The following is a 19965-nucleotide window of genomic DNA, read 5'->3' as shown; positions in this document are numbered from 1 at the left end:
AGGGTGAGCGATTCCGAGGGGCCCGCCCACCTGTCCATGGGGGAAAGGCTGGACGGGCCCCGTCACGACCGACGTCATTCATCTGGAGGGGACCGTCATGGGCGACATCAACGCCACCGACCCGATCGTCAAGCCCGAGAACCTGCACATCACGGGCGAGGGCGCCGAGACCGTCGGCACCAAGAACCTGCACATCACCTCCGAGCCCGCCGACGCCATCGCGGACAAGGTGCTCGGCGAGGGCGGCGCTTCGACGGACAACCTCCACATCACGTCGGAGCCGGCCAAGTAGACCACTCCCCACGGGGATGACGGCAGCGGCAGGTTCGGGGGAACCGCCGTTGCCACCCGAAGGAGGCCCGGTCGACGGGGGAGCACACGGTCCCGGGGGACTCCGGGCGGAACCAGGGGGGATCCGTCCGGCAGGGACCGCGCGCGACGCGATCGGACCGCCGAAGGAAGGGGCCGGGCATCTGCCCGGCCCCTTCCGCCTGTTCCGGTCACCTGACGAAGTAGAACCTTCCGCTTCGCGGCCGGTGAAGCTCCGCCACGAGGATCGATCCGCCCGATTCCCACCACTTCACGAGGAGTCCGCCATGAGCCGTACGAAACGTCTCGTCGCCCTCGCGGTCATCGCCACCGCGCTCTCCTTCGGCGCGGCCGTCCCGGCCTCGGCGAACATGCACATCACCGGCACCACCGCCTACGAAGCCCTCCCCACCGACTGACCCCCGGCCGACCGGCGGGAGGAGTCGGCGTCCTCCCGGGTCGTGGCCGGTGGGCGGTCAGCCGCGGGCGTAGGAGCCGAGGCCGACCAGGCAGTAGACGTACTCGCTGATGGTGGCGCCGTTCATGGTGTAGCGGTGCGAGAAGGCGTACTGGGTCTTGGGGTTGGCGTTGCAGCGGTTCATGTCGGAGGTGAGGGGGAAGGTCTGGATGACCTTGTAGTGGGCGTCCGACGCCGAGCAGGGGACCTCCTCGACGCCGCTGACGGACTGGGCGGTCTCCGAGTCCGGGAGGGTGCCGTTGAGGCAGGTGCCCTTGTCGTACGGGTCGGGCTCCTCCTCCGTGGGGGTCGCGGTGGGCGTGGGGTCCAGGTCCAGGGTGGGGAAGGGCGAGACCGAGAAGGTCGGGAAAGTGGGCCGGGAGTCGGCCGGCTCGTCCTTGTCGTTGGCGTCGAGGAGGTACGCGCCGCCGACGATCGCGCCGATGACGAGCAGCGGGACGAGGCAGCCGGCGACGCCGGACCTCCGCTGCCGGGGGGTCGGGCCGGGGGCGACGGTGATGCGGAGGAGGACGGTCGTGCCCGCGAACGGGACGGGGATGACGTCGCCGTGGCGGCAGGGCGGGACGTGGAGCCGGGTCGGGCCGCCGACGTTGCCGGGCAGGGTGACCGGGATGACGACGCCGGTGGCGGCCTGCTGCGGGGTGAGGGTGAGCGGGAACTCCTGCATGGACACCTGGTACTCCTCGGGTCGGAGGGAGGGGGAGGTGGGGTGCGCCCGTATGACGTGCACACGCCGCAGTCCGGTTGCCGCTCCCCCTTCATTTCCATAAACGGATTCCAATCCTCCGGAGGACTGGGCGGGTTGGCCCCCGCATCACCGCCCGCGCCACCCCGCATCACCGCCCGCGCCGCCCCCGCGTCAGCCTCGTTCGCGCAGCTCCCCCTTGACCACCTTCCCGCTGGCGTTCCTGGGCAGTTCGGTCACGAACTCGACCTGCCGGGGCACCTTGTAGTTCGCCATCTCCCGCCGTGACCAGGCGATCAGGTCGTCGGCGGTGACCCGTGCGCCCGGCCGCCGCACCGCGAACGCCTTGCCGACCTCGCCGAGCCGGGCGTCGGGGACGCCGATGACGGCGACGTCGGCGATGTCCGGGTGGAGGCCCAGGAGCTGCTCGATCTCGGCGGGGTAGGCGTTGAAGCCGCCGACGATGAACATGTCCTTCAGCCGGTCGGTGATCCGCAGGTTCCCGGCCCCGTCGAGGACGCCGATGTCGCCGGTGCGCAGCCAGCCGTCCGCGTCGATCGCGGCGGCCGTCGCCTCCTCGTCCTCGAAGTAGCCGCGCATCACGTTGTGCCCCCGGACCAGCACCTCGCCCGCGCCGGAGATCCGGACCTCGGTGCCGGGGACGGCCCGCCCCGAGGTGGTGGCGATCGTCCCGTCGGGGTCGTCGCGGCGGCACATGGTGACGAGGCCGCTCGCCTCGGAGAGGCCGTACGCCGTGAGGACGGTGCCGATGCCCAGCTCGGAGCGGAGGCGCTCGACGAGCAGCAGCGGGACGACGGCGGCGCCCGTGACCACGAGGCGGAGGCTGGAGAGGTCGTGGGCGGCGCGGGCCGGGTGGTCGAGGAGCGACTGGTGGAGGGTGGGCGGGCCGGGGAGCACGCTGATCCGCTCGGCGGCGATGTTGGCGAGGACGGTGTCGACGGTGAAGACGGGCTGCGGCACGATCACCGCGCCGCGCATCAGGCAGGCGAGGACGCCCGCCTTGTAGCCGAAGGTGTGGAAGAAGGGGTTCACCACCAGGTACCGGTCGCCCTCCGCGAGTCCGGCGAGCGCGGCCCACTCCTCGTAGCAGCGCAGGGTCTGGGCGTGGCTGATGACGGCGCCCTTGGGGCGGCCGGTGGTGCCGGAGGTGTAGACGATGTCCGAGGGGCTGTCGGGGTCGATGGTGCCGGCCCGGGCCCGGACGCGGGCGGCGGGGATCCGGTCGCCCTCGGCGAGGAACGCCTTCCAGGTGGTCCACTCGGCCTCGTCGGGCGCGGTGTCGCCGAGGACGACGACCCGCTCCAGGTCGGGCAGGGGGATCCCGGCGCGGCGCAGCGAGGCGACGTACGAGGTGCCGAGGAAGGTGCCGGTGACGAAGAGGAGCCGGGCGCGGGAGCGGGCGAGGACGTCGGCGGCCTCGGTGCCCTTGAAGCGGGTGTTGAGCGGGACGAGGACGGCGCCGGCGGTGACGGCGCCGAGGGCGGCGACGATCCAGTCGAGGCTGTTGGGGGCCCAGATCGCGACCCGGTCCCCGGTCCGCACCCCGGTGGCCAGGCAGGCCGCGGCGGACCGCTCGACGCGGGATGCGAGTTCGGCGTAGGAGACCCGGGTGCGCCCGTCGGCGACCGCCTCCCGCTCGCCGTACCGCTCCCCCGCCGACCGGACGAGTCCCGGGATCGTGCCCCACTCCAGGTCACCGCGCATCTGATGCCTCCACCGTTCCGGTGCCACACCGTAGCTGACTATCCGTCAGATTAGTTGTAGCCTGACGCGCTGTCAGCAGTGCTGCCCCATGAGGAGGTCCGGTGCTCAAGGACGCCACCGCCATCGTCGGCATAGGCCAGACGGCCTTCGCGAAACAGCTCCCCGAGACCGAGAGGACGCTCGCCTGCCGAGCGATCCTCGCCGCCCTCGACGACGCCGGCATCGCCCCGTCCGAGGTCGACGCCTTCGCCTCCTACACCATGGAGGAGACCGACGAGGTCGAGGTCGCCAAGGCGATCGGCGCCGGCGACGTCACCTTCTTCTCCAAGGTCGGCTACGGCGGCGGCGGCTCCTGCGCCACCGTCGGCCACCTCGCCGCCGCGATCGCCACCGGCCAGGCGAGCGTCGGCGTCGCCTGGCGCTCCCGCAAACGCGGCTCGGGCCCCCGCCCCTGGAAGAACACCGCCGTCCAGCTCCCCACCCCCGGCCAGTGGACCCGCCCCTACGGGCTGCTCCGCCCCGCCGACGAGATCGGCATGCTCGCCCGCCGCTACATGCACGAGTACGGCGCCACCCGCGACCACCTCTTCAACGTCGCCCTCGCCTGCCGCAACCGCGCCAACCAGAACCCCGCCGCGATCATGTACGAGCGCCCGCTGACCCGGGAGATGTACATGACCTCCCGCTGGATCAGCGAACCCCTCTGCCTCTTCGACAACTGCCTGGAGACCGACGGCGCCCTCGCCTGCGTCGTCGTCTCCGCCGAACGCGCCCGCGACTGCCGCCGGAAGCCCGTCTACGTCCACTCCGCCGCCCAGGGCCTGCCCGCCCAGCACCACGGCATGGTCAACTACTGGAACGACGACCCGCTCTCCGGCCCCGCCTGGACCGCCGCCCGCCACCTGTGGAAGACCGCCGACTTCGGCCCCCAGGACGTCGACGTCGCCCAGATCTACGACGCCTTCACCCCCCTCGTCCCGCTCTCCCTGGAGGGGTACGGCTTCTGCGGCCGCGGCGAGGGCGCCGCATTCACCGAGGGCGGCGCCCTCGAACTCGGCGGCCGGCTCCCCCTCAACACCGGCGGCGGCGGCCTCTCCGAGGCGTACGTCCACGGCTTCAACCTCATCAACGAAGGCGTGAAACAGCTCCGCGGCACCTCCACCGCCCAGGTCCCCGACGCCGCCACCTGCCTCGTCACCGCGGGCGAGGGCGTCCCCACCTCCGCCATCCTGCTGCGCGCCTGAGTCCGAGGAGCTGGTCCCCGTGCTGAACCCCGTCATCGACGAAGACGGCGCCCCCTTCTGGGAGTTCACCGCCCGCGGCGAACTCAGGATCCAGGCGTGCGCCGAGCGGGAGTGCGGCGAGCTGCGCTTCCCGCCCCGCCCCTGCTGCCCCCACTGCCAGTCCTTCGCCACCGAGTGGCGGCTCATGTCCGGGCGCGGCCGGATCTGGTCGTACGTGCTCCCGCACCCGCCGCTCCTGCCCGACTACGCCGAACAGGCCCCCTACAACGCCGTCCTCGTCGAACTCGCCGACGCGCCCCGCATCCGCCTCGCCGGGAACGTCGTCGCCGAACCCGGCGCCCGCCTCGACTCCGTCGACCCCGCCCGCCTCCGCATCGGCGCCGCCGTCCGCGTCGCCTTCGCCGAGATCGACGGCGTCGCCGTCCCCCGCTGGATCCTGGAGCGCGGATGAGCGCCCCCGGGATCTCCGTGGCGCGCGACAAGGAGACCGGCGTCGCCGTCGTCACCCTCGACCGGCCCGGACGGCTCAACGCGATCACCCTCGCGATGGCCCGCGAACTCGCCGCGATCTGGAGGGGGTTCCGGTACGAGGACGACGTCCGGGCGATCGTCCTCACCGGCGCCGGCGGACGCGCCTTCTGCACCGGTATCGACCGCGACGACGCCGGCCGGGTGCCGCAGCCCTCCTCCCCGTACACGATCGACGACCCGCTGCTCACGATCGGCCCCAAGGCCAACGACCTGTGGAAACCGGTGATCGCCGCGGTCGAGGGGATGGCCTGCGGCGGCGCCTTCTACCTGCTCGGCGAGACCGAGTTCCTGATCGCCGGCGAGACCGCGACCTTCTTCGACCCGCACACCACCTACGGCATGGTCAGCGCCTTCGAGACCATCCACATGGCCCAGCGGATGCCGTTCGGCGAGGTCGCCCGGATGGCCCTCATGGGCTCCGCCGAGCGGGTCTCCGCCCGGCGGGCGTACGAGACGGGACTGGTCAGCGAGGTGACGGCGGCCGGCGGCGCGCTGGCCGCCGCGCGGGAGGCGGCGGCCGTCGTCGCCGCCTGCCCCACGGCCGCCGTCCAGGGCACCGTACGGGCCCTGTGGACCGCGAAGGAGGCTGTCAGGTCCCAGGCGCTCGCCCAGGCCCCGCATCTGGTCAGCCTCGGCAACCTGCCGGCGGAGCGGCAGGCGGCGCTGTTCACGGGGAGGGCTACGGGGTACCGGACGCGGTAGGCACCACGAGCTCGACGGCGTCGCGGATCACGCACTTCCTCACCTTGTCGACGAGCCGGGGCTTCGCCATTTTCACCTCGAAGTCCTTCCGCTGCCCGCCCTCGACCGTCACGGTCGTCTCCGCCGTGTCCACGACCGAACCGGCGGCGTTCCTGAACTCCAGGGTCACCCGGCGGGTCTCGCTGGTGCTGTACAGCCCCTCGTTGACGATCCGCAGCGTGGCCGTGGTGTCCGCCTTGCGGGCGGGCCTGCCCTTCCGCTTCTTCTGCGCGGGCTTCACGCAGTCGACCACGAGCACGTCGACACCGGGGCCGTACGTGGCCGTGGCGGTGGCCGTCGGCTCGGCGGTGTACTCGCCGCCGCTGCCGCTGCCGCCGTCGCCGTTCGACCCGGAGCCCTGGTGGTCGTCGTTGTCCTTCTTGTCACTGGAACAGCCGCCGCTGCTCCTGCTCTTGCTCTTCCCGCTGCCGCCCTTGCCGCCCGAGCTCGTCTGGAAGCCCGTCAGCGCCAGCACCACCACCGTCAGCGTGGCCGCCATCTTCAACCGGGTCCGTACCACCGTCACCGTCTCCCCGTCCCGTCCGTCATGTGCGCGCCACACCCTAGCGGGGCCCCTCATCCCGCATGGCGGGTCCACGCCACCGGGCGTAGCGTCGACAGCGAGAGAGCCGGACCGCGAACGCCCCCGAGGAGGCCGATCGATGATCCGCAACGTCGTCGGCTCGGTCCTGGCCCTCGCCGGAGCGACGGCCGCCGTCTGGAGCCCCTTCCGTGCCTGGTACGACGGCCGTCACGGCAGCGACTATCCGGTCGGGGACCTCTTCACCGGCATCACCGACACCGGGTCCGGGGTCATCGGCTCGATCCTGCTGCCGTTCCTCTTCGCCGCCCTCGTCACCGTCCTCGGGGTGGTCCTGCGCTCCCGGCTGCTCGTCGCCGCCGCCGGCCTCGTCGTGCTCGGCTTCACGGTCCTGTGGATGGTCCGGGTCGGGCAGGCCGAGGGCAGCCTGGTGGTCTCCGGGGACGGGCGCGGCCTCGGCGACGGTGTCGCCAACGCCTTCGGCGGCGGGGTGCTGCTCCTGCTCGGCGCCCTCGTCATGTCCGGCCGCCCGAAGGCCCACCGGCTGTCGCCCGCCGCACCGCGCCCCACGCACCCGACGCTCGACGGGCCCCCGCCCGACGGCCCGCCGCAGGACGGTCCGCCGCAGGCGGGACAGCAGCCGTACGACACCGAGACCCGCTCGATGCCGTACGCCGCCCCCGGCCACTTCGACGTCCCGGTCGACCCCCCGCGCGACCGCGACGACCGGCCCCGGTACTAGCCGTCCCTACGACCGACCGGCCCGGGCCACCGGCCCGCCTTAAGACCGGTCGGCCCCGGTACCGGCCGTCCCTACGGCCTCCCCCGGCCGGTGGCCGTGCCCTTCGCCGCGTCCAGCGCGTACACGCACCGGTCCTTGCTGCACGCGTACACGACCCCGCCCCGCACCACCGGCGAACCGGTGATCTCGCCGCCCGTCGCGAGCTTCCAGCGCAGCTGCCCGCCGGTCGCGTCCAGGGTGTAGAGGACGTGGTCGGCCGAGCCGAAGTGGACCCGCCCGTCAGCCACGACGGGGGTGCCGACCAGCTCGCCGCCGGCCGCGAACCGCCACCGCGGGGTGCCGGTGACCGCGTCCAGGGTGTACAGCGCGCTGCCGCTGCCGACGTGCACGTTGCCGTCCGCGACCAGCACCGGCTCGGACGACTGGCGCTGCTCGGTCGCGATCCGCCAGCGGTCCTGGCCGGTGGTGGCGTCGAGGGCGTACACCGTGCCGAGGTGGTCGGCGAGGTACACACCGCCGCCCGTCACGGCCGGGCCGGGCGCGAAGGCGGGCGGCGAGAGGAAGACGGCGGGCGCCTCGAAGTGCCAGCGGACGTGCCCGCCGGCGATGTCGATCGACAGGACGCGGGTGCCGGCGGCGACGTACACGCAGCCGTCCTCGGCCGGGGCGACCCGGACCGGCACGTGCCCGCAGGAGGCGGCGTCGCCGATCGGGTACGACCAGCGCTCGGTGCCCGTCCGGGCGTCGAGGGCCTGGAGCCGGGCGTCCCGCCACACGTACACGGTGTCGCCGTGCACGGCCGGGCCCGCCTCCGGGGTCTCGAAGTCCGTCTGACAGCCGGAGATCTCCCACAGCTTGGCGCCGTTGGACGCCTCCCAGCCCTGCACGCCGCCGCCCCGGGTGCCGGTGACGACGGTGCCCCGGTCCACCTGGAGGGAGTACACCCAGGCGTCGCTGCGCAGCCGCCAGCGCTCGCCGCCGTCGGCGGCGTCCAGCGCGTACAGCGTCGGCCCGTCGGAGGCGTGGATGCGGCCCTGCGCCACCGTCATCGACCAGGCGACGTCCCTGGTCTTGAACTGGCGCCGGCCGGAGCCGGTGTCCAGCGCGTGCACCTCGAAGGAGGTGACGTAGAGCAGGTCGCCGGCGACCACCGGCGTCCCCCACACGTCGTTCGACATGCGGAACCGCCACGGCCGCCACGGACCGGGCTCGGGCACCTCCTGCGACCGCCCCTGCGGCTGCTGCGGTACGGGCGCGGGCGCGGGCTCGCCGCCGGGCGGGCGGACCCAGCCGGTGGCGTGCGGGTCGGAGGCCTGGCCGAGGGCGAGGGCCGCGCGGGTGTCGGCGACCCGGGGTCCGGGACCGATCGGCACGGTGGCGCCGCCGAGCCGCACCGGCCCGCCGGAGTCCTCCGCCGGCCCCGCGTGCCGGCCGCCCGCGTGGGCGGGCTCCGGGTCGCGCGGATCGCGCCCGTCGTACGGGACGGGCGGGCGCGGCGGCATCGGCGGCGGGGTGACCGGCGGCGGGGTCGGCCGACCGCCGCGCCGGGTCTCGATCATGGTGACGGCGCTCTCCGGCAGCCACGCGGAGGCGGTGCCGCTGTCGTCGCTGCCCGGACCGAAGAGGTGCGGGGCGAGCATGGCCTGGAGGTCGGCCGGGGTCGGCCGCTGCGCCACGTCCATCTCCATGCACGCGTCGATGAGCGGCCGCAGCTCGTCCGGCAGGCCCTCCAGGTCCGGCCCGTCGCGGAGCAGCATGAAGACGGTCTCCACCGGGTTGGCGCCGTGGAAGGGCGCGTGCCCGGTCGCGGCGAACACCAGCATGGAGCCCAGCGAGAAGACGTCGCTGGCGCCGGTGACGCTGCGCGAGTCGCGGGCCTGCTCGGGCGACATGTAGGCGGGGGTGCCCACGGCGACGTTGGTCATCGTCAGCCGCGTGTTGGAGACGCCGGACGCGATGCCGAAGTCGATCACCCGGGGGCCGTCCTCGACGACGAGGACGTTGGACGGCTTGAGGTCGCGGTGGACGAGACCGGCGCCGTGGATGGACTGGAGGGCCTCGGCGACTCCGGCGGCGAGCCAGCGGACGGCCTGGGCCGGGAGCGGCCCGCACTCGTTCACTATCTCTTCCAGCGAGGGCGCCGGCACGTACGCGGTCGCCAGCCACGGCACGGCCGCGCGCGGGTCGGCGTCGACGACGGCGGCCGTGTAGAACCCGGACACCGCCCGGGCGGCCTCGACCTCCCGGGTGAAGCGGACCCGGAACAGCTGGTCCTCAGCGAGCTCCGTGCGCACGGTCTTGATCGCCACGCGCCGGCCGGACGCCGAGCGCGCGAGATAGACCAGCCCCATGCCGCCCGCGCCGAGCCGGCCCAGCACCTCGAAGGGCCCGATGCGTCTCGGGTCGTGCTGCGTCAGCTGTTCCACTTGCCTGCCACCTCCCCGTACGGGCCATGACGGTACGGCCCGGGCCCCTGATTCTTCCTGTCCGGAGCCCTGGTTGCGAACCCGGGGGCGGATCGGAGTGGCGAACCGTACATGTCGGCAGAGGAGTAGGACCTTCCGGCAGGGATGGTCGGCCCTGCGGGCCTCTGGCATCTTGGCGCCACAAAGGGGAGAACGAAGGTTCTGACCTCGAATGCGCACCCTTTCAAGCCCCTGCTCGTTGCCGTACTGACGGACGGGGAGTGCGTGCACAGTCGGTGGGGGTGAGGGGGGATGGGTGACCTGCGGAAGGTGTCGCCGTCGTTCACTCTGCCGCGCCCTTCGGGAGTCGCGGTGCGCACCGGTCTCAAGCAGCTGACCGAACGAGACTGTGCCGTACTGGGCCTCGTCGGCGCCCACCTCGGCTCGCTGGCCTCTCGTGACCTCAGGCGTCGATGTGCCGAGGGGCTGGAGCACTCCGCGGCATCGTGGGCGGAGCGGAAGCGGGCGTTGACCGGGGCGTCGTCGTCGCGGTGGGCGGGAGCGGTGACAAAGGCCACACATGAGCAGTGGGCGCTCTCCCGACGCTGCCAGTGGGCACGGATCGAGAATCTGGAAGCGGGTGTACGGACCCTCGCCTACCGGTTGTCGCTACCGCTGGGCGCGAAGGGCACGAAACGGGCTCCGGGCGGATACCTCTCCCGTCAGGAGTGGCACGCGAAGGCCCGCCGCCTGCGTGTACTGGAGGACCGCCTCGCTCGCGAGTGGGCCGACCACCGTGCGGGGCGGACCCGGGTCGTACGAGGCGGGAGGAAGCTTGCCGGGAACCGCCACCATCTCGCCGCCGCGGGGCTCACCGCCGAGCAATGGCGTCAGCGATGGGAGGCCGAGCGGGCGTTTCTCCAGGCGGACGGGGAGTCCGGAAAGCGGTTCGGGAACGAAACCATCCGCGTCACGCCCGACGGCGAGGTGTCGATCAAGTTGCCGGCCCCCCTGTCCGGACTCGCGAACGCTCCGCGCGGCCGGTACGTCCTCGCCTCTCGTGCGGCCTTCCGCCACCGTGGCGATGAATGGAGCGACCGCGTCAGCGGCAACCGGGCGGTGGCCTACCGCATCCACCACGACACCGCGCGCGGACGCTGGTACCTCACGGCCTCCTGGCAGGTCCCTCCCACCAGGGTCGTCCCGGTCGAGACCGCCGTCGCGCGCGGGGTGATCGGGGTCGACATGAACGCCGACCACCTCGCCGCCTGGCGACTCGACCGCCACGGCAACCCCACGGGGGAGCCCCGGACCTTCGCCTACGACCTGTCCGGCTCGGCCGGCCATCGCGACGCCCAGATCCGCCACGCCCTGACCCGCCTCCTGCGCTGGGCGCGCCGGCACGGTCTCACGATCGCCGTCGAGAACCTCGGCTTCCAGGCCGAGAAGACCCGCGAGAAGCACGGCCGCCGCAGATCCTTCCGCAAACTGATCTCCGGTTTGCCGGTGGCTCGCCTCCGTGCCCGGCTCGTGGCGATGGCCGGTGAACTCGGCATGGCGATCGTCGCTGTCGACCCCGCCTACACCAGCAAGTGGGGCGCCCAGCACTGGCAGGAACCCCTCACCACCACCACTCGCAGGACCACCCGCCACCAAGCGGCGTCGGTGGCCATCGGCAGACGCGCCCTGGGACACCCGATCAGGCGTCGGACGGCACCGCCCCCTGCCCACCAGAGCGATGAGCAGAGGCATCGGACCGTCCAGGCCCGGGCAGGTACCCCAGGGCGTGAGGAGACCCGCCCCCGCGTTCCCGGACCACGCACACGATGCGTGCCGCCGGACACGGAGCGAAAGCGGGCGACCAGGGCACCCACAACCGTTCGGGGTGTCCGCGGTGAACGGGAGTGGGTCCAGGAACCTCTCCTGAACACCGGGTAGGAACGGTGTCACAGGTCATATCGAGCGGAAGGCTCACCTGTCCGGGGAGGGCTCCGAGAGGGTGGAACCCGGGGGTGCGGGGACGCTCAGGGGGGCGGTGTCGGTGGAGAGGGCGGCGGGCTCGGGGGTGGAGAGGAGGGGGTCGGTGGGGGTGGGTTCGGCGAGGACGGCGAAGCGGGCGCCCTGGTTGTCGTGGAGGACGGCGATCCGGCCGTAGGGGGTGTCGGCGGGGGGCTCGGCGACCCGGCCGCCGAGGCGGACGGTGATGGCGCAGGCCTCGTCGCAGTCGTGGACCGCGAAGTAGACGAGGACGTGGCCGGGCATCTCGGCGGGGAAGGCGTCGGTGATGACGGCCCGGCCGCCGAAGGCGGTGTCGTCGTCGGGGCGGGAGCCGGGCGGGGACCAGACGCGGTAGTCGAAGCCCGGTTCCTTGCCCTCCTCGGCGGGGTCGGCCTGGCGGCCGAGCCAGCCGAAGACGGAGGCGTAGAAGGTGTCCACGGGCCCGGGGCGGCGGGTGTAGACCTCCATCCAGCAGAAGGTGCCGGGTTCGTTGATCACCTCGAAGCCGTCGTCCTCGCCGGACTGGCGCAGGCCGACGACGGCGCCGCCGGGGTCGGCGGCCAGGGCGAGGACGCCGAAGGGGCCGACGGGGTACGGCTCCATGACCATCTGCCCGCCGGCGGCCTTGACCCGGGCGGCGACCGTGCCGGCGTCCTTGGTGGCGAGGTAGACGGTCCAGGTGGTGGGCATGCGGCCGTCCCGCTTGGGGAGGAGCCCGGCGACCCGGCGCCCGCCGAGCAGGGCCTCGTCGCGGTCGTCGTCGAAGGTCCAGCCGAAGAGCTCGCCGTAGAAGCGCTTGCCCGCCTCCAGGTCCGGGAGCTGCGCGTCCACCCAGCAGGGGGTGCCCTCTGTGTATACGGCCATGACTCCACGCTAGGACGGCGGGGGCGGCGGCGCGCTCCGGTGTGCGCCGTCCGGGGCGGCGGCGGGGCGGAGGACGGCCGGAGACAGGGCGGAGGACGGGACGGACGGCGGGAAGGAGGGCGGGGAGGACGGCGGGGAGGAGGGCGGGGAGAGGGCGGAGGGGGTGGGGGCGGTGGGGTCCGTGGGGGCGGTGGGGTTGTCCACGGAAGTTGCCCACAGGCTGTGCACAAGGCGGGCGGGGTGCGGCGGGTCCGGGCATCTGGCGCGATCCGGCTCCCGCGACGCGCCGAGGACACCCCTGCCGACCTCGGGGAACGGTGTGCACCCCATTTGCAGTCGGCCGAATCGCGCGCTGATCCCCCCTCGGTAAGCTGACGGCATGACAGGACAAGTACGCACCGTCGACGGCCGCGTGGCCGGACGACGCGGCCAGGCGACGCGGCAGAAGCTGCTCGACTGCCTCGGTGAGATGCTCAGCTCCTCGCCGTACCGGGACGTCAAGGTGATCGACGTGGCCCGGAAGGCGGGTACTTCACCCGCGACGTTCTATCAGTACTTCCCGGACGTCGAAGGCGCCGTCCTGGAGCTCGCGGAGGAAATGGCGAAGGAGGGCGCCGGGTTGACCGAGCTGGTCTCCGGCCGTTCCTGGGTCGGCAAGGCGGCCTGGCAGACCTCCGAGGAACTCGTCGACGGCTTCCTCGACTTCTGGCGGAAGCACGACGCCATCCTGCGCGTGGTGGACCTCGGCGCCGCGGAGGGCGACAAGCGGTTCTACAAGATCCGCATGAAGATCCTGAACTCGGTCACCAACTCCCTGACGGACGCGGTGAAGGAGCTCCAGGCCAAGGGCAAGGTCGACAAGGAGGTCAGCGCCGCCGCGATGGCGGGCTCGCTCGTGGCGATGCTGGCCTCGGTCGCCGGCCACCAGAAGGGCTTCACCACCTGGGGTGTGAAGCAGGCCGAACTCAAGCCGAACCTGGCCCTGTTGGTGCATCTGGGCATCACCGGCAAGAAGCCGGTCAGATAGCCCGGAGACCTGCCGGCCGGACCCGGCCGGAGCCTCTTCCTTCACCCGTCCTGTCGTCGACGCCGACGCCGGTCGCCGCCCCTCGCGGGGCGTGACCGCCGTCGGCGTCGCCGTGTCCGGGGCAGGCACAGGCACAGGCACAGGCACAGGACGATGCCGTGCCCCGATCCGGCCCAGGACGATGCCGTGTCCGGATCCGGCACTGGACGACGCCGTGTCCGGGACCGGATCACCTGCGGGTGAGGCGGAAGAGCCGGATCTCGCGCTCGATCCTGGCCTGGTAGGCGGCGTACGGGGGCCAGAAGGCGAGGGCCGCCTCCCAGGCGGCGGCCCGCTCCTGACCCGTCAGCCGTTCGGCCCGTACGGGGATCGATTCGCCCTTCCAGCTGATCCGGACGTCCGGGTGGGCGAGCAGGTTGGCCGTCCAGGCGGGGTGGCCGGGGCGGCCGAAGTTGGAGCCGATGAGCAGCCAGGTGCCCTGTTCCGGCTCCGGCATGCAGGCGAGCGGGGTGGTCCGCTCGCGTCCGGTCCTCGCGCCCTTCGCGGTGAGCACGACGCCGGGCAGCATCTGGGTGCTGAGCAGCGCTTTTCCCCCGCTGATCCGGTGGACGGCCTTGTCGAGGGCGGGGATGACACGGGGGGCGACGCGGGCGAAGGTCCGGGTCGAGGAGACCTTCTGGACGAGTTTCACTCCGATGCGCATCAGGCGGCCGCCTCTCCGAGGAGTCCGGTGCGTTCGGCCGCGCGGGCGCGGAGGCGTCCGGCGGGTCCGAAGAGGAGTTCGTCGGCGGCCGCGCGGCGGAAGTAGGGGTGGGCGTCGTAGGCCGGTACGGCTTCGCCCGCGGCGGCACGGAGGGCTTCGAGGGCCTGGGCGAGGGCGAGGGGGCCGCTGTCGGGGCCGGGTCCCGGCTCGCGGGCGGCGCAGTAGGTGAGCGTCCGGGCGGCCTCGATCTGGACGTACAGGTCGGCGAGGCGGTACCGGCCGCTCGGCCGGGCTTCGTCGGCGGTGCCGGTGCCCAGGTGTCCGCGGGTGCGTTCCAGGGCGCCGCGGGCGGCTCCGACGGCCTCGGCGGCGAGGAGGACGGCGGCGGTGCGGCCGGCGGCGGCGAGGGCGCGGGTGATGTCGGCGGGGTCGGCGGGGTCCTCGCCGAGGAGGGTGGCGGGGACGTCGCGGAACTGGACGCGGGCCGGGGAGCGGGTGGGGTCGAGGCCGGCGCGGCGGGTGCGGACCAGTCCGGGGCCGGCGTCGTCGGGGCGGACGAGGAGGAGGAGCGTACGGCTGCGGGCGAAGCCGCCGGTGTGGGCGGCGACGAGGAGGAGTCCGGCGCTGTGTCCGTCGAGGACCTGCTCGGCCTCGCCGTACAGGAGCCAGCCTTCGCCGCCGTCGGGGGCGGGGCGGGCCTGGACGCCGCCGGCCCTGCCGTCGCCGGACCAGGCGCCGGTGGTGTTGTCGCCGGTGAGTCCGAGGGCGTGGCCGAGGGAGCCGCCGGGGACGGCGAGCGCGCAGGTGAGGGTGGCGTCGGCGATGCGGGGCAGCAGCTCGGCGCGCTGTTCGGGGGTGCCGAGGGCGGCGACGAGGGGGGCCGTGAGGACGCTGGTGGCGAGGAGCGGGGAGGGGGCGAGGGCGCGGCCGGTCTCCTCGCAGGCGAGGGCGAGTTCCGGGGTGCCGCGGCCGGTGCCGCCGTACTCCTCGGGGAGGGCGAGCCGGCTGAGGCCGAGTTCGCCCGCCATGCGGGCCCAGAGGTCGGGGTCGTACCCCTGGGGGGTGGGGGTGGCCGGGGGTCCGGTGTGCCGGTCGAGCAGGTCCCGCAGGGTGCGGCGGATCTCCCGCTGTTCCTCGGTGAGCGCGGGGTCCGCGCCTTCGGCGGTGTCCATGGGGCTCCCTCCGTATCTGACGGTGCGTCATGCTAGGGCGGAGGGAGGGTGGTTGCCCAGAGCGACGCGGGTCACGATCGAACGGATCTGATGTACCGTCAGATTCATGACCGCTTCCACGCGCACCGCTCCCCCCGGCCGCCGCCGGGTCGCCGTCGCCGGCGTCGCGCTCTCCGACTGCGGCCGGGTCGACGAGGCCACCCCGTACGCCCTGCACGCCCAGGCCGCCCGCCGCGCCCTCGCCGACAGCGGCCTCGACCGCTCCCTCGTCGACGGACTCGCCTCCGCGGGACTCGGCACGCTCGCCCCCGTCGAGGTCGCCGAGTACCTGGGCCTGCGCCCCACCTGGGTGGACTCCACCACCGTCGGCGGAGCCACCTGGGAGGTCATGGCCGCCCACGCCGCCGACGCCATCTCCGCCGGCCACGCCAACGCGGTGCTGCTGGTGTACGGCTCCACCGCCCGCGCCGACATCAAGGCCCGCCGCCGCACCTCGAACCTGTCCTTCGGCGCCCGCGGCCCGCTCCAGTTCGAGGTCCCCTACGGGCACACCCTCGTCGCCAAGTACGCGATGGCTGCCCGCCGCCACATGCACCGGTACGGCACCACCCTGGAACAGCTCGCCGAGGTCGCCGTCCGGGCCCGCGCCCACGCCTCCCGCAACCCCGAGGCCATGTTCCGGGAGCCGGTCACCACCGACGACGTCCTCTCCGGCCCGATGATCGCCGACCCCTTCACCAAACTGCACTGCTGCATCCGCAGCGACGGCGGCTGCGCGGTGCTCCTCGTCGCCGAGGAGTACGTCCCCGACACCGCGAAGGCCCCCGTCTGGGTCCTCGGCACCGGCACCCACGTCTCGCACACCACCATGTCCGAGTGGGAGGACTTCACCGTCTCCCCCGCCGCCGTCAGCGGCCGCCTCGCCCTCGGCCGCGCCGGCGTCACCCCGGCCGACATCGACGTCGCCGAGCTCTACGACGCCTTCACCTACATGACCCTGGTGACCCTGGAGGACCTCGGCTTCTGCCCCAAGGGCGAGGGCGGCGCCTACTTCGCCGAGAAGGACGCGGTGCCGGTCAACACCGACGGCGGCGGCCTCTCCGCCTGCCACCCCGGCATGCGCGGCCTCTTCCTCCTCGTCGAAGCCGTCCGCCAGCTCCGCGGCGAGGCCCCCGGCCTCCAGGTCCGCCGCCGCGACGGCTCCCTCCCCCGTCTGGCCCTCGCCTCCGGCACCGGCGGCTGGTTCTGCTCCTCGGGCACGGTCGTCCTGGGCCGCGACTAGGCCCGCCCCCACCGGCGGTCCGGCAGGCGGCCCGGCAGGCGGCCCGGCAGGCGGCCCGGCAGGCGGCCCGGCAGGCGGCCCGGCCCTGGCGGAGGCCGCCCGCCAGGACCAACGCCCCACCGCCCCGCCGCGTCCGACAAGACCGGACCGGACCGGACCGCCGAGCCCACCGCCGTCCCAACGCCCCCACCGACCCCAGCCGACCACAGCGACCCAGCGCCCCGCCGACCCCAGCCGAGCCCGGCCGAGGCAAGCCGGCGGAGGCACACCCGGCCGAAGCACGCCCGGCGGAGGCGCGCCCGGCCGCCCGCCCTACCCTCGCCCCATGAGCGACTTCCACCACGCCCTGCGCTCGCTGCGCGTCTGGGACACCGAGCTGCCCGCGTTCGACCCGGACACCGCGCCGGCCGAACCGCTGCCCCTCTTCCACACCTGGTTCCTCGCCGCCGTGGCCGCCGGGCAGACCGAGCCGCACACGCTGTCGCTCGCCACCGCCGGCGAGGACGGCCGGCCCGACGTCCGGACGGTGATGCTGCACGACGCCGACGCCCGCGGCTGGCACTTCGCCACGCACGCGACCAGCGCCAAGGGCCGCCAGCTCGCCGCCCGCCCCGAGGCCGCGCTCGGCTTCTACTGGCCGGTCCAGGGCCGCCAGGTCCGGATCCGGGGCCACGTCACCCCCGCGAGCCACGAGGAGGCGTACGCGGACCTGCACGCGCGTACCACCGGCGCCCTCGCCGCCGCCCTCACCGGCCGCCAGAGCGAAGTCCTCGAATCACCGGAGACCCTCGCGGAGGCGAGCGAGGCGGCCTGGCGCCGCGCCGAGGCCGAGCCGGACGCCGACGCCCCCACCTGGACCCTGTACGTCGTCGAACCGGCCGAGCTCGAGTTCTTCCAGGGCGACGCCCGCCGCCGCCACCTCCGCCTCCGCTACCGCCGCGACCCCGCCGCCCCCGCCGGCTGGGCCAGGGAGCTGCTCTGGCCCTGAGGGCGCACCATGGAAAGGGAGGTGTGAGAACCATGGCCACCTACATGGACGTGCACCGCGGCATGGTCGGGATCACGGAGGACCAGCTCCTCGAAGCCCACCGCGCCGACCTCGCCATCGAGAAGGAGGAAGGGGTCCACTTCCAGAAGGCGTGGGCGGACCCGGCGTCGGGCACCGTCTACTGCCTGTCGACCGGCCCCTCCGCCGAGGCCGTGCAGCGGATCCACCAGCGGACCGGGCACGCGGCCGACGAGATCCACGAGGTGTCGCTCAGGGTGTGAGAGCGGTGCGGGAGCGGTGCGGGAGCCGGGGTGCCGGGCGGGACGACCCGGCACCCCTCACTCGTACTCCTCCGCGTACTCCGGCCCGTACATCTCCTCGATCTCCCGCGCGAAGTCCCGCAGCACCGCGCGCCGCCGCAGCTTCAGCGACGGCGTGAGGTGCCCCGAGGTCTCGGAGAACTCGGTGGTCAGCACGCGGAAGGCGCGGATCGACTCGGCCCGCGAGACCAGCCGGTTCGCGTCGTCCACCGCCTTCTGCACCACCGCGAGCAGCTCCTCGTCCCGGGTCAGCTCCCACAGCGCCAGATGGTCCTTCTGGCGCATCCGCCGCCAGTGGACGAGCCCCTCGTGGTCCAGGGTGATCAGCGCGGAGACGTACGGCCGGTCGTCGCCGACCACCATGCACTGGGCGACCAGAGGATGGGCCCGCAGCCAGTCCTCCAGCGGCGCGGGCGCCACGTTCTTGCCCGCCGAGGTGATCAGGAGGTCCTTCTTGCGGCCGGTGATGGTGAGGTAGCCGTCCTCGTCGAGCGAGCCGAGGTCCCCCGTGGGGAACCAGCCGCCGTCCGTGTACGGCACGGCCGAGCCGCGCTGCGCGTCCCAGTAGCCGGCGAAGACGTGCGCGCCGCGCAGCCACACCTCCCCGTCGTCCGCGATCCGCACCCCCGTGCCCGGCAGCGGCAGCCCGACCGTGCCGGTGCGCGGTGCGAGCGGCGGGGTGACCGTGGACGCCGCCGTGGTCTCCGTCAGGCCGTACCCCTCGAAGACCTCGACGCCCGCGCCCCGGAAGAACTCCGCGAGCCGCGCCCCCAGCGGCGAGCCGCCGCAGATCACGTACCGCACCCGCCCGCCCAGCGCGGCCCGGATCCGCCGGTAGACCAGCGGGTCGTACAGGGCGCGTGCGGCCCGCACCGACAGCGAGGGCGCGTCGGTCCGCCCGAAGCGGCGGGCGGCCCGCGCGGCCCGGTCGAAGGCGGCGCCCTTCCCGGCGCGTTCGGCGGCGGCCCGGGCCCGGTCGTGGACCTTCTCCATCACGTACGGGATGGCCAGGAGGAAGGTCGGCCGGAAGGAGGCCAGGTCGTCGAGGAGTGCGTCGCCCTCCACCGACGGCGCGTGCCCCACCCGGACCCGCGCCCGGACGCAGCCGATCGCCACCATCCGCCCGAAGACGTGCGAGAGCGGCAGGAAGAGCAGGGTGGACGGCGGCTCGCCGCCCTCGGGGGCGAAGACCGGGTGGAGGAGCTTCACCGCGTTGTCGACCTCGGCGAAGAAGTTGGCGTGGGTGAGGGCGCAGCCCTTGGGCCGGCCGGTGGTGCCGGAGGTGTAGACGAGGGTGGCGAGCGCGTCCGGGGTGAGCAGCCCCCGCCGGGCGGTCACCGTCTCGTCCGGCACCCGCGCCCCCGCCTTGCGCAGCTGCTCCACCGCCCCCGCGTCGAGGACCCACAGATGGGTGAGGCCGGGGAGCCGGCGGCGCTCGGCGGAGACCATGCGCGCCTGCCCGGCGTCCTCGACGACGCAGGCGACGGCACCGGAGTCCTGGAGGATCCAGCGGGTCTGGAAGGCGGAGGAGGTGGGGTAGACGGGGACGGTGACGAGCCCGGCGGCCCAGGCGGCGAAGTCGAGGAGCGTCCACTCGTAGGTCGTCCGGGCCATCAGCGCGAGCCGGTCGCCGGGGCGCAGCCCGTGGGCGATCAGCCCCTTGGCGACGGCGTGCACCTCGGCGGCGAACCGGGCGGCGGTGACGTCCCGCCAGCCGCCGTCCTCCTCGTCCTTCCGGGAGAAGACGACGTCGTCGGGGGCCTGGCGGGCGTTGTCGTACGGGAGGTCGGCGAGCGAGCCGCGGTCCACCCGCGGCACGAGGGCCGGGGCGGAGACCTCCCGCACCCGGCCGTCGACGCGGATGAGGGCGAGGTCGGTCGGCACGGGCGGCTCCTCGGTCTGCGCGATGGACGAGAGGTCGTACGTCGTGGAGCAGGGGTGCGGCCGTCGTGGAGCGAGAGGTCGTACGTCGTGGAGCGGGGGTGCGGCCGTCGTGGATCGGGCGTGTGTACGTCGTGGAGCGGGCGTGCGGCCGTCGTAGAGCGAGAGGTCGTACGTCGTGGAGCGGGAGTGCGTACGTCGTGGAGCGAGGTCGTACGTCGTAGAGCGGGGGTGCGGCACGTGCGGAGGTGCGTCGGGCATGCGGAGCCACGGAAGACCGGCGACCACGACCGGCGACCATGACCGGCGAGTAACCTTACTGCGCGGTA

Annotated in this window: 20 protein-coding genes; 11 read left to right on the top strand and 9 right to left on the bottom strand. The window is 73.8% G+C overall.

The window, feature by feature from the left end; genetic code table 11:
* Window positions 1-97: 97 nt before the first annotated feature.
* Entirely contained in the window at window positions 98-292 is a 195-nt protein-coding gene (locus tag ACF1BN_RS14825; protein WP_392332010.1) for a hypothetical protein, read from the top strand.
* A gap of 304 nt (window positions 293-596) precedes the next feature.
* The gene (locus tag ACF1BN_RS14820; protein WP_392332009.1) at window positions 597-728 is read left to right on the top strand and encodes a hypothetical protein; all 132 of its coding nucleotides are present in this window, start codon (window positions 597-599) and stop codon (window positions 726-728) included.
* 57 nt (window positions 729-785) lie between these two features.
* Here ACF1BN_RS14820 and ACF1BN_RS14815 read toward each other — a convergent pair whose 3' ends face one another.
* Together ACF1BN_RS14815 and ACF1BN_RS14810 are read right to left on the bottom strand one after the other, a co-directional pair.
* Entirely contained in the window at window positions 786-1454 is a 669-nt protein-coding gene (locus ACF1BN_RS14815) for a hypothetical protein (protein WP_392332296.1), read from the bottom strand.
* A 192-nt stretch (window positions 1455-1646) separates the two neighbouring features.
* Window positions 1647-3197: a FadD3 family acyl-CoA ligase gene (locus tag ACF1BN_RS14810; RefSeq protein WP_392332008.1), complete on the bottom strand. Its 1551-nt coding sequence runs from the start codon at window positions 3195-3197 to the stop codon at window positions 1647-1649.
* Window positions 3198-3298: 101 nt separating this feature from the next.
* Between ACF1BN_RS14810 and ACF1BN_RS14805 the strand changes: the two genes are divergently transcribed.
* From ACF1BN_RS14805 to ACF1BN_RS14795, 3 genes are read left to right on the top strand one after another with little or no spacing between them, the layout of a single operon-like run.
* Entirely contained in the window at window positions 3299-4441 is a 1143-nt protein-coding gene (locus ACF1BN_RS14805; protein ID WP_392332007.1) for a lipid-transfer protein, read from the top strand.
* A gap of 19 nt (window positions 4442-4460) precedes the next feature.
* Window positions 4461-4892: a Zn-ribbon domain-containing OB-fold protein gene (locus ACF1BN_RS14800; protein WP_392332006.1), complete on the top strand. Its 432-nt coding sequence runs from the start codon at window positions 4461-4463 to the stop codon at window positions 4890-4892.
* A complete protein-coding gene (locus tag ACF1BN_RS14795) occupies window positions 4889-5674 on the top strand; it encodes an enoyl-CoA hydratase/isomerase family protein (RefSeq protein ID WP_392332005.1) in 786 nt (261 codons plus the stop codon). Before ACF1BN_RS14800 ends, ACF1BN_RS14795 begins: the two co-directional genes overlap by 4 nt.
* On the opposite strand, the gene ACF1BN_RS14790 is transcribed toward ACF1BN_RS14795, so the two are convergent.
* Window positions 5652-6212 carry a hypothetical protein gene (locus ACF1BN_RS14790; RefSeq protein ID WP_392332004.1) on the bottom strand — a complete coding sequence of 187 codons (561 nt, stop codon included), beginning with the start codon at window positions 6210-6212 and terminating at the stop codon, window positions 5652-5654. The genes ACF1BN_RS14795 and ACF1BN_RS14790 overlap by 23 nt on opposite strands.
* 163 nt (window positions 6213-6375) lie before the next feature.
* Between ACF1BN_RS14790 and ACF1BN_RS14785 the strand changes: the two genes are divergently transcribed.
* On the top strand, window positions 6376-6996 hold the full coding sequence (locus tag ACF1BN_RS14785) for a hypothetical protein (protein ID WP_392332003.1): 621 nt from the start codon (window positions 6376-6378) through the stop codon (window positions 6994-6996).
* Window positions 6997-7067: 71 nt separating this feature from the next.
* On the opposite strand, the gene ACF1BN_RS14780 is transcribed toward ACF1BN_RS14785, so the two are convergent.
* Complete coding sequence (locus ACF1BN_RS14780) at window positions 7068-9422, bottom strand: PQQ-binding-like beta-propeller repeat protein (protein WP_392332002.1); 2355 nt, start codon at window positions 9420-9422, stop codon at window positions 7068-7070.
* Between the two features lie 291 nt (window positions 9423-9713).
* Between ACF1BN_RS14780 and ACF1BN_RS14775 the strand changes: the two genes are divergently transcribed.
* Window positions 9714-11339, top strand: coding sequence for an IS200/IS605 family accessory protein TnpB-related protein (locus ACF1BN_RS14775; protein ID WP_392332001.1), 1626 nt, complete (start codon window positions 9714-9716; stop codon window positions 11337-11339).
* Window positions 11340-11372: 33 nt separating this feature from the next.
* On the opposite strand, the gene ACF1BN_RS14770 is transcribed toward ACF1BN_RS14775, so the two are convergent.
* Both ACF1BN_RS14770 and ACF1BN_RS14765 read right to left on the bottom strand, forming a co-directional pair.
* Window positions 11373-12263, bottom strand: coding sequence for a VOC family protein (locus tag ACF1BN_RS14770; protein WP_392332000.1), 891 nt, complete (start codon window positions 12261-12263; stop codon window positions 11373-11375).
* A gap of 9 nt (window positions 12264-12272) precedes the next feature.
* The gene (locus ACF1BN_RS14765; protein ID WP_392331999.1) at window positions 12273-12467 is read right to left on the bottom strand and encodes a hypothetical protein; all 195 of its coding nucleotides are present in this window, start codon (window positions 12465-12467) and stop codon (window positions 12273-12275) included.
* 175 nt (window positions 12468-12642) lie between these two features.
* Here ACF1BN_RS14765 and ACF1BN_RS14760 point away from each other — a divergent pair, with 175 nt between their 5' ends.
* The gene (locus ACF1BN_RS14760) at window positions 12643-13290 is read left to right on the top strand and encodes a TetR family transcriptional regulator (protein WP_360313073.1); all 648 of its coding nucleotides are present in this window, start codon (window positions 12643-12645) and stop codon (window positions 13288-13290) included.
* A gap of 229 nt (window positions 13291-13519) precedes the next feature.
* On the opposite strand, the gene ACF1BN_RS14755 is transcribed toward ACF1BN_RS14760, so the two are convergent.
* Entirely contained in the window at window positions 13520-13993 is a 474-nt protein-coding gene (locus ACF1BN_RS14755; RefSeq protein ID WP_392331998.1) for a nitroreductase/quinone reductase family protein, read from the bottom strand.
* Window positions 13993-15165, bottom strand: coding sequence for an acyl-CoA dehydrogenase family protein (locus ACF1BN_RS14750; RefSeq protein WP_392331997.1), 1173 nt, complete (start codon window positions 15163-15165; stop codon window positions 13993-13995). The genes ACF1BN_RS14755 and ACF1BN_RS14750 overlap by 1 nt, the downstream gene beginning before the upstream one ends.
* Window positions 15166-15271: 106 nt before the next feature.
* Here ACF1BN_RS14750 and ACF1BN_RS14745 point away from each other — a divergent pair, with 106 nt between their 5' ends.
* From ACF1BN_RS14745 to ACF1BN_RS14735, 3 genes are all read left to right on the top strand, one after another.
* On the top strand, window positions 15272-16447 hold the full coding sequence (locus ACF1BN_RS14745; RefSeq protein ID WP_392331996.1) for an acetyl-CoA acetyltransferase: 1176 nt from the start codon (window positions 15272-15274) through the stop codon (window positions 16445-16447).
* 325 nt (window positions 16448-16772) lie between these two features.
* Window positions 16773-17435, top strand: a complete 663-nt coding sequence (locus ACF1BN_RS14740; protein WP_392331995.1) for a pyridoxal 5'-phosphate synthase — start codon at window positions 16773-16775, stop codon at window positions 17433-17435.
* 32 nt (window positions 17436-17467) lie between these two features.
* Window positions 17468-17716 carry an SCO4226 family nickel-binding protein gene (locus tag ACF1BN_RS14735; protein ID WP_392331994.1) on the top strand — a complete coding sequence of 83 codons (249 nt, stop codon included), beginning with the start codon at window positions 17468-17470 and terminating at the stop codon, window positions 17714-17716.
* A gap of 57 nt (window positions 17717-17773) precedes the next feature.
* Here the strand turns inward: ACF1BN_RS14735 and ACF1BN_RS14730 are convergent, their stop codons facing one another.
* Entirely contained in the window at window positions 17774-19897 is a 2124-nt protein-coding gene (locus ACF1BN_RS14730; protein WP_392331993.1) for an AMP-dependent synthetase/ligase, read from the bottom strand.
* Between the last annotated feature and the right edge of the window lie 68 nt (window positions 19898-19965).

Origin of the sequence: Streptomyces sp. NPDC014861 (assembly GCF_043081625.1) — a bacterium.
Taxonomy (GTDB): domain Bacteria; phylum Actinomycetota; class Actinomycetes; order Streptomycetales; family Streptomycetaceae; genus Streptomyces.
The sequence above is the reverse complement of the archived record's forward strand: the minus strand, read 5'-3'. Positions and strand labels throughout refer to the sequence as shown.